This window comes from Paenibacillus sp. FSL H8-0104, assembly GCF_038050215.1.
GTDB classification, from domain to species: domain Bacteria; phylum Bacillota; class Bacilli; order Paenibacillales; family Paenibacillaceae; genus Paenibacillus; species Paenibacillus amylolyticus.
On the sequence record NZ_JBBOTC010000001.1, the window covers coordinates 5,750,616 to 5,766,158 of the forward strand.

Genomic DNA, 15,543 nt, shown 5'->3' on the forward strand with positions numbered 1-15,543 from the left:
GTATTCGAAAAAGGGACCTCTTTAATAGAGGCCCCTTTCTTTGCTTTACAATTCAAATTTGTGTGTATCATGGGTGCGCGTCCTTATTGAGCTGTAATCCCCCATTCACATCAGGCAGATCATCCGGTTCAATTTCTTCAAGTTCATTCCCTTGCAAATGGTCTGACGGCGTCTGTTGCTGATTCTGGCTAGGGGGATTCGTAGTTACTCCATTACCGCTTGATACACCCGTATGACCTGATGGCAGAGCAATAGCTGGGGCATTACTGCCGTTACTGCCCACTGGCTTGCCCTGATTATCGTAATAATACATTGGCACATCCCCGACAACCAGAAGGTAGGAAATCGGGATCTCCGTATCGACCGTTTCGGGTTCCATGTCGAAGGGCACCACGACCGCGACCTCAGCAATGATGTGAATGTACACTTCCACCAAAATCATGTTAATACCCGCATTCTGTTGACGGGTGTTCAGATCCACTTTGACAGCGCCTTGGGGCTCAATACGAACCGGTATACTCGGGCCAAATGAAGCCAACACCGGACTGCCCAGCGCCTGCCCCAGCGGGATTTTTTCTTTTAACATGTGTACATTCTGCAACGTGGATTGCACAATATTCATCGTACTTGCAGTGATTCGCATATGCTCATTGTAGTTCAGCATGAAACCGGACACTTTCCCGGCGGTATCCGTCTTCCAGTCAATCAGTCCTTCGTTGGTTTTGCCATCGGCAACCTGTGCTGTAATCGCCTTGTTGATCGCTTCGGTCGCAATCTGCTTCACTCTGATCTTGGCCAAGTGCATGATGGGGGGCTTCATCTTTTTATCCACATAAGCAAAGCCCTGCATCAAACAAAACGCGGTGACCAATAAAATGATCAACCACATTTTGCGTTTGCCGCTTGGCGGCTTACGGCGTCTCCGGCTTCGCCATTTTCTTCTCATCATCGAAGTGTCCCTCCCCTACGGGATGAGCTATAGGCTATATGTTAACCTTATGCACCGTTGTCCCGAAAAAGAAGGACAGCACATGGACACTGGATAAAAAGTAACAACAACATGAAAGGGACAAGCACTCCTCATTGGCTAAACTAACCTCGAATCGGAAACTACATAAAAAGAGATAAAAAAACCTTTCACCCGCAGATTACTCTGCAAGGCGAAAGGTTTTATGTTCAGACCACCCAAAGATTCAGGCCATGTCTATCCTTTTATTTCGGAACAGATTCCCAGTCTTTCAGGAAACGTTCAATCCCGCTGTCCGTCAGTGGGTGTTTCCAAAGTGTCGGCAGAAGCGAACCCGGAATGGTGGCAATATGCGCACCGGAAAGGGCTGCATCCTCTACATGTTTGATATTGCGAATGCTTGCTGCGATAATCTCGGAAGGCAGATCATACATGTCCAGAATAAGACGCAGATCACGAATCAATTTCATACCATCCACCGCAATATCATCCAAGCGACCAACGAATGGACTGATGTAGGTTGCACCGGCTTTCGCCGCCATCAGGCCCTGTGCTGCGGAGAAAATCAACGTAACATTGGTTTTGATCCCTTTTTGCGTTAACTCATGACAAGCGTACAACCCATCTTCGGTCATCGGCAATTTAATGACTACATTCGGTGCCCATTCTGCAATTTCATAAGCTTCCTTCAACATATCCTCGGCTTTGAGACCGATGACTTCAGCACTGACCGGGCCTTTAACAACGCCACAGATCTCCTGAATGACTTCTTTAAATACGCGACCTTCTTTAGCAATCAAAGACGGGTTAGTCGTGACTCCATCCACCAGACCCAGACGTTCGATCCGTTTGATTTCTTCCACGTTCCCTGTATCCAAGAAAAATTTCATGATATGTTCCCTCCACTTGATGAATTCGTAAACACGATATAAGTCATTACCCGATGTTCATCATATGTTAACAGTTATATATAAAATTAATTTTTCTCTACAGCGTGACCGCCAAATTCATTACGCAATGCTGCTACCACTTTACCTGTGAATGTGTCTGTTTCCAGGGAACGGTAACGCATCAACAAGGACAAAGCGATAACCGGTGTAGCGGTTTGAAGGTCAAATGCCGTTTCTACCGTCCAGCGTCCTTCACCGGAAGAATGCATTACACCTTTAATTTCGTCGAGGTTTGCATCCTTGGAGAAGGCACGTTCTGTCAGTTCCATCAACCAAGAGCGGATAACGGAACCGTTGTTCCATACGCGAGCCACTTGTTCGAAGTCGAAATCAAATCCACTTTTCTCCAATACGTCAAAACCTTCACCGATGGATGCCATCATACCGTACTCGATACCATTGTGAACCATTTTGAGGAAGTGACCGCTGCCCGCTTTACCTGCATACAGGTAGCCGTTCTCTACGGAAGTATCTTTAAATGCCGGTTCAACGATTGCCCAAGCTTCCGGGTCTCCACCGATCATATAACATGCGCCATTACGTGCGCCTTCCATACCGCCAGATGTACCTGCATCCATGTAGTGAATGCCTTTAGGTTTCATCTCTTCGTAACGACGGATAGATTCTTTGTAGTGGGAGTTACCCGCTTCAATAATGATGTCACCTTTGGACAACAATGGGCTAACTTCTGCCAATACAGCGTCTACTACGTTGTGAGGGACCATGATCCACAATACACGTGGGGATTCGAGTGAAGCCACCATCTCTGCGTATGAAGATACGCCTTCAGCGCCATATTCTTTCATTTCATTTACTGCTTCAGCGTTCAGATCAAAAGCAACCACTTCGTGTTTGTGATCAATCAGGTTTCTACCCAGGTTCAATCCCATTTTTCCTAATCCGACAAGTCCAAGTTTCATTTCAAAATCCTCCTGTTATAAACAATGTTTAAATTTCATTTGCGTTCAAAATTAAAAATAAGAGCTTACGTTTGGCGAAGTAACCGTTCCGGTCACGAATCGTTCTTTTGATCGCTGTTATCCCCAGATTTTTTGAATCTCCTATATAGGAGAAAATCCGGGGATAAAGGCGAACGCTTTGCTTCTACAGAATCGATTTCGTCCCCTACACTACATTCTCAGCGTTCAAGCCAACCATTTTTAAAACTGAACAGCTAATCTATATTCAAAAATTTTCACGGCCTTCCGGCAATCATAACCGGAAGGGCTTATGCAAAATTGGAACGGTATGATTCGTAATAGTTACTTTGTTATATCAGCAATTTGCTTCCATCCAACTCGCTTCTGAGTACAAGCTCTAGGGGAATAAAACATTTCGTTCTATATCCTGTTAACTTGGAAAGGTTTGTTTGGATTTGTGCAAATGATTATTTGTGAGCAGAACGGATTGTAAAGTTGTTTTTACTATTTGTGTTCTCTTATGCTCACTCTTTTGTTTCACTTACCACCAACGGTAACCGTCTGCTGCGGTCAGACGATCTGCTGACTCTGGTCCATGTGAACCTGCATTGTACGTATCCAGTGGCACGCTACCTGCTTCGAATGCTTCCTGAATCGGTTGCACCCATTGCCAAGCCAGCTCCACTTCGTTCCAATGAGCAAAGAAGGTGGAATCTCCACGCATCGCATCATAGATCAGATTCTCGTAAGCTTCAGGAATGTTACGTTTACCTGAGTTGAAGGTCATATGCATTGGTTCCACTTCACCATGGTTCAATGGATTCTTCGCATTTAATTGAAGCGAGATGCTCTCTCCCGGACCAATTTCAATCGTCAGCAAGTTAGGTTCCGTTGTATTTTCGGATTCATGACCGGTCTTCAGTGGAGCCTTGAACTCAACAACGATTCGGGTGGATTTCTCAGCCAGGCGTTTACCTGTACGGATATAAAATGGAACCTCGCTCCAGAACGGATCATCGATCCAAAGTCTTGCGGCAACATAGGTCTCATTCTGAGATCCGGCTGGAATGCCAGGTTCGTCCAGATATCCAACAACCGAAGCGCCTTGCAGCTCACCTGCTGCATATTGCGCACGAACAACTTCAGAAGCGATATTTTCTTTTGTCAACGGACGAAGTGCTTCAGCAATTTTTTGTTTTTTGAATTGAATTTCTTCCGGTGTGCAACGTTTTGGCAAATGCAAACCAATCATCATCAGCAACTGAAGCATATGGTTTTGGAACATGTCACGAAGGGCACCGCTTTGATCGTAATACGCGGCACGTTCTTCAACACCCACCGTCTCACTTGCCGTGATTTGTACATTGGCAATATAACGATTAGACCACAACGCCTGAATCACCGGATTTGCATAGGTGAGCGTCTCAATATTTTGAACCATCGGTTTACCGAGGAAATGGTCAATGCGATATATTTCTTCTTCCGCAAAGGTATTGCTCAGTTTTTCGTTCAGATCACGAGCCGATTGCAGGTCGTGTCCGAATGGTTTTTCGATAATCAGTTTCTTCCAGCCTTTGGTGTTACCCAAGCCACTTTCTTGAATGTTTAATGCAATTGGCTCAAAGAATTCCGGTGCCACCGACATGTAGAACATACGGTTTTCGGGAATGTTAAGCTCTTGTTCACGCTGTTGAACCAATTCCAACAGTTTGGTGTAATCTTCAGGCTTCGTATTATTTAAAGAACAATAACGGAAAGCGCCAATGAAATCACGAACTTGAGATGCTTCTTCCGGCGTCTGACGTGAGAATTCATGCAGTGACTTTTCCACATTCGCCTGGAAGTCCTTATCCGACAATTCTCGTCGTCCCAAACCGATAACGGAGAAGGATTTCGGCATTTTCTGATCCATGTACAAGTTATATAATGCAGGGTAAATCTTGCGTTTGGCTAAATCGCCTGTTGCCCCGAACAGGACAAATGTCATTGCATCCATTGGAGTGCCTCCTGTGATCTGTGCAGTATAGTATATGATGTTGCAAAATGTTCAAATCCAAGCATGACAAAAGACGGAATAAGTGGGTATGGTCCCCGCCTTGCCTCCGTTTATATAACGCACCTGAATTCAACCATGGAACATTCCTTCTCTCCACAACCTGTGTTTAGGTTATAAATTGTAACCATTTGAATTAACGTTACCCATATTACACCTGTCGTCACAATTCGTCAACAATCGTGTCGAACCTGTGAACTCCAGTGTTTATAGGGTTTTTATTTGATGATAACGCTTTATGTGGTAACATTAAGAACAATTGGTATGTGACATTTTACACATATGGCCTGTGGACAAGTAGGTTACAATAAGTATACTAATGATATTACAAGCAATACTAAATCAAAGGAGTACAATCATGAGCGATGATGAGAATGCCAAGCAAATATGTACAAAAGTGGAACAATCTTATCAGATCATTGGCCGAAAATGGGTAGCCCTCATTATCCATGCGTTGATGGAGGAACCCAAACGCTTCAGTGAGATTCACGCTTATATCCCTGACTTGAGCAAACGTGTGTTAAATGAGCGAATGAAGGAACTAGAGGAAGAAGGACTAGTGGTTCGCCATGTGGTCACGGAACGTCCAGTTCGGACTGAATATATGTTGTCACGAAAAGGAACGGAACTTGGGAGAGCGCTAAGCGCCGTGGAACGTTGGGCTGATAAGTGGCTGTAACAGCTTGAGGAAAACCTTAATGTTTATTTAGCTTGAAGGTTACCGATGTGTAATCCCGGAGGTGAGTATCGCATTTAGCAACTGGCTAGTGCAATCCACAGCCGGGATTTATTTACTTCAAACGGTAAATACTAATTGTGTATCTAGAGACGTAATAACGCTATTATTTTGCAAACTAAAATAATGCTTGCTGCACCGTTCAAATTGTTGCCAATAATACAGCGGGCTCGTCCCGGCAGATTTGCGAAATAATTGGATGAAATACATCCGTTCGGAAATCTGGCACGTCTGCCAATCTCCTCCACCGAAAATGTTGTTATATCAAGGCGTAAGTAGTCCTGCTTCAACCTTCGAGCTGTGACGTAATCCGTAATGCTGCTACCTGTCTCTTGATGAAAAATGCGGGAAGCATACGATTTGGACAGGTGAACATCTGCCGCCATCTAACCCAATCTTGATCTCATAATCCAAATGCTTTTTAATCCACCACATCATCTTCTCCAAGTGTCTAAAATGACGTGAATCCGCTAACTGTAAAAGCGCTACATTTGCACCCTCTTTCTGTTGAACCAACACGCTCAAAAGCTGAAGCTAAACAGCACTGATTCTTCCTATTCTCCCTCACACGACTACGAGACTGATTGTAGCTCTCATTGATCCAATCCCTGACTATGGAGATTATGATCTTGAAGCGAATACGAGTTACATGGAAGGAAAAACAGGGTGTATTGATTTTTTATGGTGATGTAGGTGTAATCAACCTAGTACAAAAAAAGATGCCCATCCTCACTTATGTGAGGGGCATCCTTTTCACGGAAAACACTACGAATCCAACCCGCTCCCGAGTGTAATACTCGAATCCTCGAAGTTGTCCACCGTCGTCTTTTTTTCATGAAAATGTACGGCATGTTGCATGATTCCTTCTCTTGTGTAAAACGCGTCTTCCGCCCCTATTGGAAAAATAACCTTTTCTCCCGTGCTTGCCGACTTATAGATACCCACAATCAGTTCAAGCGTATTTCGACCACTTTGGCCATCCACCAGAAGGGGAGATCCTGTCTTAATAGCATTTAACACATTCTCAACTTGCCCAGCGTGACCGACATGAGTAACATCCGGCAATTCGTGAGCGAACTTCTGAATCTGCTGTTCCAGCTCTTGATTGGGTTCCGGAAATCCGTTATTCCTCGCGGTAGAAGCAACCACTTTCCAAGGTGCAGATACTCGGGCTTCCTTCCCCTGAAAAATTAACTGCTGCTCCTCTCCGTGATGTACGACGGAACTGGTAATCATACCAAGCGCCCCTTCCTGAAATCGAAGCATTGCCATGGATATATCCTCAACTTCGGCATTATCATGTGCGGTATTCGCCATCATGGCCTGCAATTCCACTGGAGGTCCCATCATCCAAAGCATGGCATCAATATGATGCACCGCATGATTGAGGGTACAGCCTCCGCCTTCTTTTTCCCATGTCCCACGCCACCACAGATCATAATAATTGTGACCCCGCCACCAGAACGAATCAACCTGCACATGTACAATCGGTCCCATCCGTTTACTGTCCAGCACACCTTTTAGCTTCATCATTGGTGTCGTAAAACGATTCTGTGCTACTACGGATAACAACTTACCACTTGCTTGCGCTGCCCTCAACATCAGATCCGCTTCCTCCAGGGAAGATGCCATCGGTTTTTCAACCAACACATGTGCACCTGCTTGCATGAAATCACACGCAATGGGAGCATGCGTATACGGTGGTGTACAGACTGATACCAGATCAATGTTTAGGGCAAGTAACTCTGTGTAATCCGTGACAGCTTGTGCACCTTCCAGACCATATTCATTAATTCGCTTCTGTGCTTTTTCCACGTAGATATCGACCACAGCAACAATCTGACATCGCTCAGGGAACGCCATATATGCTGAGATATGTGCTCCACTAATTGCACCTGCTCCGATAATCGCCACTTTTAACATCGTTGCATACCTCCCTTATTCTCTTCACAATACACAATAATAAAGCGCTTTTATGCGTTCATCTTGTGCTAAAATAAAACTATCTTGCGCATGATAAGGGAGGCATTCATGAAGTCCATCTTTCTGGGAGAACAATTTAATCTGGTCTGTCGTCGTACATCCAATACTACGTCTCGCGAAGTGTTCCATGCTCATTCGCAGCTGGAGATAACCTATATTCACGAAGGATTTGGGCAGTTGATAACCGAAGGTCAGGTTTTCTCCCTTGAACCCGGTATGCTCATGATTTTTCGACCTTTTCAATTGCACCACATCCAGATTCAAGTATCCAGACAGCAGCCTTTCATTCGAAATGTACTCATGGTTGAACTTGATCTACTGAAGGCACATTGGCCCCAATTTATCGTTACTCACGACTTCATACAGGATCTGCTGGAAGAGCAATCCCCCATTCAGCCCATCCGACTTGCTGCCACATCCCCACTCGTTCAACGAATGGAACAATATGCAGATACGTATCCAGCTCTCCTTCCCCACGTAATAGAGGAGGATACACGCCTCTTTTTATTGGATCTGCTCGCACAACTTCGCTATCTGTGGCAGGACGGGCAGCAGCACCGCTCCCAAGATGTACTTTCGTCCAGTGCAACCGTTCTTCACCCTCATGCCGAAGCCATCATGCAATGGATTGAACAGCATTACCAGGAGCCTTTTCGTTTGGAGCATATCGCAGATACACTTCATCTGTCCCCCTACCATCTATCTCATGTATTCAAAAAAGCGACTGGCACCACCATCGTTGCTTATGCTCAAGCCACCCGCATCCGTCATGCCTGTGTGCTACTCACTCGATCCTCGCTCACCGTTCCCGAAATCGGTCACCGTGTCGGTATGACGAGCCCCTCCTACTTTTGCAAAGTATTCCGTACTACCACAGGCTCTACACCACATCAATATCGGCTGAAGGTGCAGGGGAGGAAGTAATGGATTACAACAACTTCCTATTTCATTTCAATGACTTTACCTTTACTTCGCAGGCATAGCTTAATCCCTTGTTCCCAATGCAAAAACACCTCCAAAATTATCTCCCTATCTTACGACAAGGTTTAATTCTCTTGAAGGTGTTCAGATCAAACTCACATTATGGCCAATCCTTAAATATTCGCTTGATATAACTTACTGTACAGGAAAACTCAATAAATCTAGTTCTCCGTCAACTTCACATACAGAGACATTGAGCCAAAAGCAGTAACCTTATATTCTCCAGGTTGTAGATCTTTAGTATCAAATTCGAAAGTCATATCAGCACCGTCCATAGGAATATCCAATTTATAACCATGGCCATCTGTCACTTCTTTATCGTAATCACTTTCAGTACCAAAAGTATCTTTATATACAAAATAGAATGTATCTCCACCATAATTGGCTTTAAATTTGATCACCGTTCCGACTGGGACAGCTATTTCCCATTTATCGGGATAATCAATAAACTCAGGACGTGTAAAAGTCCGATATTGGGTTGATGCGTAAACTTTATTTTTAAAGAGACCGTCCAACGTCTCCACCGCATCAGCATTTAATCGGATATATGTTGCTTTACCATAGTTATGTTGTGGAGTTATCACGATACCATTATTAACGATTTCCACGCGATCTCCATCACCTAGCGGGCGATAATTAGGTTGTTCCGTTCCCGTTGAAATCTCAATACTATTTTTCAATGTATTTAGATCTATCGCTTTAATCAGTGTGTTGAAGTAAATAAAATATGATTCGTGATCATTTAGCCATCCACCTGAAGATAAAATCATCCCCTGACTTTTAAGCTCTTTTCCTGGTCCATCCAGAATCATAATATTTTTGATATAGGAAGCGCGATTTTCGTTATCCACAGCAAAAACTTTAAAGTAGCTACTAAACTCGGTTGCTATCTCTCCCACAGGCAATGCAGTACGAGTATTAGCTTCAATCTTCACTCTATATGCTACTTTTTGTCTAATTGCTTCTTCCAACAAAACTGGATCATTCTCATTAATACTGCTTTTAGATACGTAGGCATACCCGCTGCGAGGACTATAAATATATACCGCATCCGTAACAGGGATTGCATCAGATTCTACTCCTACAAAGTAATAAGAACCACCGTCATAACTACCGTATTCATTGCCCGGTAAAGGAGTAGTTGGTGTAGTTCCTCCGCCATTGCCCGTACCCGGATTTACAGGAGTTGTACTACCACCGCTTCCTCCTGATGAACCTGAGGATGATCCTCCACTAGCTGATGGAGCAGGCGTAACTGGAGGTGTAACTGAAGTCACGGGTTTACTTGTCCCACCAATTTGTACTGTTGTATCGGCAGGTACACTCTCTCCCAAGTTAACCTTATTTGGTGCTGTCTCCATGGTCACGCCTACAGCGTTAACTGTAGCCTGCTCAATGGTTCCTGTCCCTAACATTCTTACAGCTGCATTAAGAATAGCTGATATAATTTTGGCTTCCTGATTAGTCTCAACCGTAGTTCCTGACGCAGAATCGTCAACGTTCAGTTGATTAATCGTACCCGATGGAATTTGAATGTTAATGCTTTTGGCAACCACATTAACCGTTTCAAAATTACCTTTAAGGTATACTCTTGATTTTTCCGGCAGTGCCTCGGACAATGTCAGTTTGTCGATCTTTGCCCCCATGTCAGACTCGATGTTGGCCGCCGTTTGAACAGTGATTTCCTGAACCTTTGTTTTTCCTGTTGCAACCAAACGCACAGTACCATCCTGTTTATTCACAATAACCGTCAACAGGACCGAATCTTCCAGATGCACGCTATTTTCACCGCCACCATATACATATGTTTTCCCCTGCACAGTTACGTTTTTAAGGAACACATCGCCATCACCGACCGCTTTACTAATGATCAAATCACCTGTAATATTCATATTCTGAAGTGTAACGCCTGATGTACCGATCACTACACTGCCAGATATCTCTTCCCTTTTTTCTGTAGATCCATAGGTTCCTTCTTGCCCATACCAACTGCCATATGTACTAAAAGCTCGATCCAAAATCTGTACTGCTTCAGCTCTAGTAATTGCCTTGTTCGGCATAAAATTGCCGTTACTGTAACCAACGATAATCTTTTTGTCAGCTGCTCCACTTACTGCTTCTTTACTCCAACTTTGGATATCCTTATCATCGGCAAAATTAGACTCCCCACTTCCCTGCAATTGCAGTATCCGTGAGATCGTAGCTGCTGCTTCTTGCCTTGTCACTGAACCAGTCGGCCGAAATGAGTGATCTGCATATCCTCGGATATATCCAGCTTGTACTCCTTTAGCAATATCTTGAGCATACCAACCCGATGATGTTACATCTGAAAAAGTAGTATTGCTTACCTCTTCATACTGGAAAATTCGGTTAATCATCGCGACCCACTCAGCACGCGTAACTTCTCCTTTGGGCAAAAACGTATTTCGTTCATTTCCTTGGACGATTCCACGGTCAGCCCACTTTTCAATTACTTCCTGAGCCCAGTTGCCCTCCACATCTTTGAAAGAATGTTGAGCTGTTTTTAAGGATGATTCATTCCCAATCCATCCGTCTTTGGTTACTTCAGCCTGTACTGATGTAGCCATACCACTAAATAACAATACTCCTGATAAAAATAGACTTCCCCACTTTTTCACGTTTCAATTTCGCCTCCATTGTTTTTAATTCTATAGACCTACTACTTTAGTATCATAAGCCTCTTAAAAAGGTATCACAGAAATTTAAAACTAACAATATTTTCATTCATTTGTATACTTTATTTTTTAATCCAATAAAAAAGATCTTCACTTAACTAAAAACATTTAAAGTACTTATTGTGTCTTTGTCATCAGACTCCTTTTTTTTCCATTTCTGCACATCGCAATAAACAATAATCATAAAACTCATGATTATCCTTTATTGCCTAACTCAACGCACATTGAGCTCCAACCGTTTCAAGTAGGGAATTAGGAGTCTCTCTAGATACCTTAAATCATCCTTCTGCTCCGCTGACAAGCGTTCCTCATGGATACTTCCATCCTTGTCCATCACCATAACTTTGTATTTTTTCATTTGTTCATAGACAGACTTGAACTCCCGATATTGTTCCTTGGTAAATGTCTTTTCTGCCTGTTCCAACTGTTCCGTCCAAAATTGCTGCTCGTCCATCAGTTTTTTGGAGGACCCTACACTCACAGCTTCCAGCTTCTCGAAAAACGGTTCCAGCTCGGCTACAAGAAGGTTATATCGTTCCTGCTCCACTGTACTCCACTGCTCTGGATGCATATTGCCCTGAGAATCGGCATACTTCACGGCCATTTGCCCTAATTGCTTCAGCAAGTCCATATATTGAACAAATTCTTCTTCGCTGAAATGGGCCTTGGCCGTCTGCAGCTTTGCTTCCAACCTCATATAATCTTCAGCTGTTCCCCCCATAGCTTTGATATTCTCCTGTGAACCATATATTCCGTCTGCGAGATAGGTGTATCCTGCGTAGGCTCCGGTGGGTATAATGAGCACAACAGCTAATAGTCCAGTGACCAGCCATTTTTTTCGATTTCTTCTGAAGTGTGAATCATTTCGAATACCATCCATCATTTTATTTTTAATCCTCGTAGGAACGGACCAGTCTTTGGTCTCTTCCTGGTAGGCTGTTCGCAACTGTTCATCGAGTTTCATGCAGATCCTCTACCTTTCCCCGCAATCTTGGATTCATCTTCTCTTTCTGTCTCAACTTCGCCAGCGCCGCATGTATGCGCGATTTTACGGTTCCAAGCGGAATCTCCAATATGCCAGCAATCTCCTCTTGCGTATATTCATTCAAATAATGAAGTGTGACCACCTGCTGCAGCTTGTACGGCAAACGGCGTACCTGTTCCAGCAGAGGACGATTTGCCAGTTTGTTGACCAGATCAGTGGAAAAATCATATTCTAGTCCCACGTCAGATTTCTCGATCCGCTTACCAAACCGAAACTGCATCAATCTTTTGCGTCGATAACTCTGAACCTGTCGCATCGTCACCCCCATCAACCAGGGACGAAAAGCACGCTCCGCATCATATCGCGCCAATGATCGATACGCCTGAATGTAAATCTCCTGTACTACATCCTCCGCATCAGACTTGTCCTTGATGAGAAATCGCACAGTTTGATATATCCTCGTCACTGTTTTCTCATATAATTCTCCATAAGCTTCTTCATGCCCCGCCCGTATTAACGTTACAAGTTCTATGTACTCATCTTGCTCACTCATTATCTATCCCCCTCCTCCTTACACTATATATTGGCATGCCAGCATCATATCGTTCGATTTATTTATTGAATGAGTAGGTATGGCTGAATCTGATACAAAAAGGTCCTCTGGTGTTCATCATGATATAATATACCTAATTTTGATATAAGTGGAGGTTCTGCATCTGAGTTATAAGATCCCCTTTGGTCTTTTGCTATTATCTTATTTCGATCATCGGATTGGTGATCGCCAGAAGCTACTTCGAGGCTTACGCCACGGTATACAGCCTTATTGGGATATTGGTTATCTTATCGTCTCTTTTTCTTTCGAAATCGGAAATAAGGGAGTAACTTAGCAGGGGTGGTCACTACTGTAATGAAACTTTTCAGCAAATTGTACTCAAAATATCTCCTGATTCCACGACCTCTACGTTTGTTGTTTTTATGGGGATGGATTGTTTTGTTTATTGTTGCTGGTACCAAATTCAGATGGTTCTACTTCCTACAATAAACTGATTTCAAAGAAGTCTGATCCCCTGGGACATCAAAAAAGAGCTGAGTCGTCATTATGACGTCTCGGCTCTTCTTTGATGCTCATCCTCTTCCTTGCAGATAAAGATATAGGTAATCAACTCGAACTCGCTTATATGTTCCTTTTTGAGACAAACTTTATTTGATACTCAGAAATTCATATCACTTGATCACCGCTTCTGAATAGTTCTACCTGTTCAAGTCTTGCCAGTACGTTGGCAAGGCTTTTTTCTCTTAAACATACGTTGTTTGGCTTTGCTTATGTATTCTTTAGATTTTCTTCAGATTTATGCTCATTAATTCCTTAGTTTTTTTCTTTAAGATTGCTATATCAACAAGAGAGGAGGCAAAACAATGATCAATAATACGATCTTAGAGCTACTTCATCAGTATGGTTATCTGATTTTTTATTTTGCCTTCTCATTAGGGCCTTTCGGAATTCCAATCCCAAATGAAATCACGATTATCAGCGGTGCCATTTTGAGTCATACAGGAGTTATCAATTCATGGATCACATACTTCTGTATTTTATCAGGACTATTAACAGCCATTACCTTTGCTTATTTTGCAGGGAAGTTATTTGGAACCAAGATAAAACACAGATTTCAACATCATAAACACTTCGTTAAGGCTGAACTGATTCTGAATAAAAGTGGCAATTGGGCGATGTGCATCGGTTTGTTCATTCCAATCGTGCGGTATGTTCTCCCTTTGGTGATGGGACTCAGTGGCGTGCAGTATAGAAAATTTGCTCTTATCTCCTATTCCAGTGCTTTGTTATGGACCATAACGTATTTTACAGCGGGAATTTACTTCGGTGACCCCATTCTATCTACGCTTCATTTATTACATTTCTAACTGGTTTGGATAACATACCATCACATTATGGAGGAACCCTATGAATTCCAATGAACCTGTTTTATTTTTGAAAAGCTTTCTGCAAAGCCCTAAACATGTCGGCAGTATCATACCCAGTTCCCGGTTTCTCGCCAGCAAAATGGTGAAGCAAGCCTCTTGGCTAGAGGCAAAAGCAGTCGCCGAGCTAGGATCGGGTACAGGTCCGATCACTCGTTATATTCATCAACAAGTACAGGATTCCACCAAAGTCCTATTGTTTGAGATGAACGAAACGATGAGGAATACTCTTCAGACGACATACCCGGAGTTCTCCTGTTATCCAGACGCCGCTCGATTGGTAGAATCTATGAATCAAGAGGGCGTTCAGCAGCTGGATTACATTTTTAGCGGATTGCCGTTTTTCAATTTTGAGCCTGAATTAAGAAATGCGTTGGTAGACCAGATCCATAAGGCACTCAAACCTGGAGGGTTATTCATCGCCTTTCAATATTCACTCCAAATGAAAAAAACATTATCCGAACACTTTTTCATCGAAAAAATAGAATTAGTGCCTTTTAATATCCCACCTGCGTTCGTTTATGTCTGTCGCAAAAAGGAAACAATTTAAACATTCCGAACGATCGTTTACACTGATGTTATCCTAATTTTTAAGGAGTGTTGAATTATGAATACCGTTCTCGTTGTTGATGATGAACCCGATATCCGGGATGTCATTCATGTCTATTTACGTAACGAAGGATATCATGTCATTGAAGCAGCCAATGGTGAGGAAGCGCTAAATATTATCAAAACAACATCGGTTCAACTCGTTATTCTGGATGTTATGATGCCCATTATGGATGGAATCAAAGCCTGCTTCAAAATAAGAGAAGTATCATCCACTCCGATTATAATGCTATCCGCCAAGGAAGAAGACATTGATAAAATCACGGGCCTGACTACCGGGGCTGATGATTACATGGTCAAACCGTTTAATCCACTAGAATTGCTGGCTCGCGTTAAAGCTCAGTTACGACGTCAAACACTGATCGGAAAACCAGAATCCAATTCACTTATCCTGATCAAGGACCTTGTCATTGATACCAGTAAACATTCTGTGAAGCTCCAAGATAATGACATTTCGCTTACACCACTAGAGTTTTCCATTCTGGTGCTGCTTGCCAGCTATCCTGGACAAGTATTTAGCTCCGAGAAAATTTACGAAACCGTATGGAAAGAACCTTACGGGTATTCAGATAATACGGTGATGGTTCATATTCGTAACCTGCGAGAGAAATTGGAAGTAAATCCGCGGGAACCTCATTACATTAAAACGGTATGGGGAGTGGGATATAAAATTGATTAAACGATTA

The 15,543-nt window shown here is 43.1% G+C and carries 14 protein-coding genes; 5 read left to right on the forward strand and 9 right to left on the reverse strand.

The window, feature by feature from the left end:
* Positions 1-67: 67 nt before the first annotated feature.
* From yunB to zwf, 4 genes are all read right to left on the reverse strand, one after another.
* Positions 68-949, reverse strand: a complete 882-nt coding sequence (yunB, locus tag NST38_RS25350; protein ID WP_051446910.1) for a sporulation protein YunB — start codon at positions 947-949, stop codon at positions 68-70.
* Positions 950-1,212: 263 nt separating this feature from the next.
* On the reverse strand, positions 1,213-1,857 hold the full coding sequence (gene fsa / locus NST38_RS25355; protein WP_036605718.1) for a fructose-6-phosphate aldolase: 645 nt from the start codon (positions 1,855-1,857) through the stop codon (positions 1,213-1,215).
* A gap of 86 nt (positions 1,858-1,943) precedes the next feature.
* Positions 1,944-2,837, reverse strand: a complete 894-nt coding sequence (gnd, locus tag NST38_RS25360; RefSeq protein WP_017692367.1) for a phosphogluconate dehydrogenase (NAD(+)-dependent, decarboxylating) — start codon at positions 2,835-2,837, stop codon at positions 1,944-1,946.
* A gap of 541 nt (positions 2,838-3,378) precedes the next feature.
* Positions 3,379-4,833: a glucose-6-phosphate dehydrogenase gene (zwf, locus tag NST38_RS25365; protein WP_341344112.1), complete on the reverse strand. Its 1,455-nt coding sequence runs from the start codon at positions 4,831-4,833 to the stop codon at positions 3,379-3,381.
* Between the two features lie 415 nt (positions 4,834-5,248).
* Between zwf and NST38_RS25370 the strand changes: the two genes are divergently transcribed.
* A complete protein-coding gene (locus NST38_RS25370) occupies positions 5,249-5,569 on the forward strand; it encodes a winged helix-turn-helix transcriptional regulator (RefSeq protein WP_036605715.1) in 321 nt (106 codons plus the stop codon).
* 143 nt (positions 5,570-5,712) lie between these two features.
* On the opposite strand, the gene NST38_RS25375 is transcribed toward NST38_RS25370, so the two are convergent.
* Both NST38_RS25375 and NST38_RS25380 read right to left on the reverse strand, forming a co-directional pair.
* Entirely contained in the window at positions 5,713-6,012 is a 300-nt protein-coding gene (locus NST38_RS25375; RefSeq protein WP_341344113.1) for a hypothetical protein, read from the reverse strand.
* A 379-nt stretch (positions 6,013-6,391) separates the two neighbouring features.
* Complete coding sequence (locus NST38_RS25380; RefSeq protein WP_341344114.1) at positions 6,392-7,549, reverse strand: Gfo/Idh/MocA family protein; 1,158 nt, start codon at positions 7,547-7,549, stop codon at positions 6,392-6,394.
* Between the two features lie 108 nt (positions 7,550-7,657).
* On the opposite strand from NST38_RS25380, the gene NST38_RS25385 reads away from it, so the two are divergent.
* Positions 7,658-8,533: an AraC family transcriptional regulator gene (locus tag NST38_RS25385; RefSeq protein ID WP_339185774.1), complete on the forward strand. Its 876-nt coding sequence runs from the start codon at positions 7,658-7,660 to the stop codon at positions 8,531-8,533.
* A 218-nt stretch (positions 8,534-8,751) separates the two neighbouring features.
* On the opposite strand, the gene NST38_RS25390 is transcribed toward NST38_RS25385, so the two are convergent.
* From NST38_RS25390 to NST38_RS25400, 3 genes are all read right to left on the reverse strand, one after another.
* A complete protein-coding gene (locus NST38_RS25390; RefSeq protein ID WP_341344115.1) occupies positions 8,752-11,229 on the reverse strand; it encodes an S-layer homology domain-containing protein in 2,478 nt (825 codons plus the stop codon).
* Positions 11,230-11,500: 271 nt separating this feature from the next.
* On the reverse strand, positions 11,501-12,250 hold the full coding sequence (locus NST38_RS25395) for a DUF3600 domain-containing protein (RefSeq protein WP_341344116.1): 750 nt from the start codon (positions 12,248-12,250) through the stop codon (positions 11,501-11,503).
* Positions 12,237-12,824: a sigma-70 family RNA polymerase sigma factor gene (locus NST38_RS25400; protein WP_076328962.1), complete on the reverse strand. Its 588-nt coding sequence runs from the start codon at positions 12,822-12,824 to the stop codon at positions 12,237-12,239. The genes NST38_RS25395 and NST38_RS25400 overlap by 14 nt, the downstream gene beginning before the upstream one ends.
* Positions 12,825-13,687: 863 nt before the next feature.
* Here NST38_RS25400 and NST38_RS25405 point away from each other — a divergent pair.
* Genes NST38_RS25405 through NST38_RS25415 form a run of 3 tightly spaced genes read left to right on the forward strand, consistent with a single transcriptional unit; the run spans position 13,688 to position 15,536 of the window.
* A complete protein-coding gene (locus NST38_RS25405) occupies positions 13,688-14,191 on the forward strand; it encodes a DedA family protein (protein WP_341344117.1) in 504 nt (167 codons plus the stop codon).
* A 40-nt stretch (positions 14,192-14,231) separates the two neighbouring features.
* Entirely contained in the window at positions 14,232-14,798 is a 567-nt protein-coding gene (locus NST38_RS25410) for a class I SAM-dependent methyltransferase (protein WP_076254581.1), read from the forward strand.
* Positions 14,799-14,855: 57 nt separating this feature from the next.
* Positions 14,856-15,536 carry a response regulator transcription factor gene (locus NST38_RS25415; RefSeq protein ID WP_339185768.1) on the forward strand — a complete coding sequence of 227 codons (681 nt, stop codon included), beginning with the start codon at positions 14,856-14,858 and terminating at the stop codon, positions 15,534-15,536.
* Positions 15,537-15,543 lie beyond the last annotated feature (7 nt).

Bases quoted from the DNA above. Each gene is read 5' to 3' on its own strand.
- yunB (WP_051446910.1), bottom strand. From the start codon at position 949: ATGATGAGAAGAAAATGGCGAAGCCGGAGACGCCGTAAGCCGCCAAGC.
- fsa (WP_036605718.1), bottom strand. From the start codon at position 1,857: ATGAAATTTTTCTTGGATACAGGGAACGTGGAAGAAATCAAACGGATC.
- gnd (WP_017692367.1), bottom strand. From the start codon at position 2,837: ATGAAACTTGGACTTGTCGGATTAGGAAAAATGGGATTGAACCTGGGT.
- zwf (WP_341344112.1), bottom strand. From the start codon at position 4,833: ATGGATGCAATGACATTTGTCCTGTTCGGGGCAACAGGCGATTTAGCC.
- NST38_RS25370 (WP_036605715.1), top strand. From the start codon at position 5,249: ATGAGCGATGATGAGAATGCCAAGCAAATATGTACAAAAGTGGAACAA.
- NST38_RS25375 (WP_341344113.1), bottom strand. From the start codon at position 6,012: ATGGCGGCAGATGTTCACCTGTCCAAATCGTATGCTTCCCGCATTTTT.
- NST38_RS25380 (WP_341344114.1), bottom strand. From the start codon at position 7,549: ATGTTAAAAGTGGCGATTATCGGAGCAGGTGCAATTAGTGGAGCACAT.
- NST38_RS25385 (WP_339185774.1), top strand. From the start codon at position 7,658: ATGAAGTCCATCTTTCTGGGAGAACAATTTAATCTGGTCTGTCGTCGT.
- NST38_RS25395 (WP_341344116.1), bottom strand. From the start codon at position 12,250: ATGAAACTCGATGAACAGTTGCGAACAGCCTACCAGGAAGAGACCAAA.
- NST38_RS25400 (WP_076328962.1), bottom strand. From the start codon at position 12,824: ATGAGTGAGCAAGATGAGTACATAGAACTTGTAACGTTAATACGGGCG.
- NST38_RS25405 (WP_341344117.1), top strand. From the start codon at position 13,688: ATGATCAATAATACGATCTTAGAGCTACTTCATCAGTATGGTTATCTG.
- NST38_RS25410 (WP_076254581.1), top strand. From the start codon at position 14,232: ATGAATTCCAATGAACCTGTTTTATTTTTGAAAAGCTTTCTGCAAAGC.
- NST38_RS25415 (WP_339185768.1), top strand. From the start codon at position 14,856: ATGAATACCGTTCTCGTTGTTGATGATGAACCCGATATCCGGGATGTC.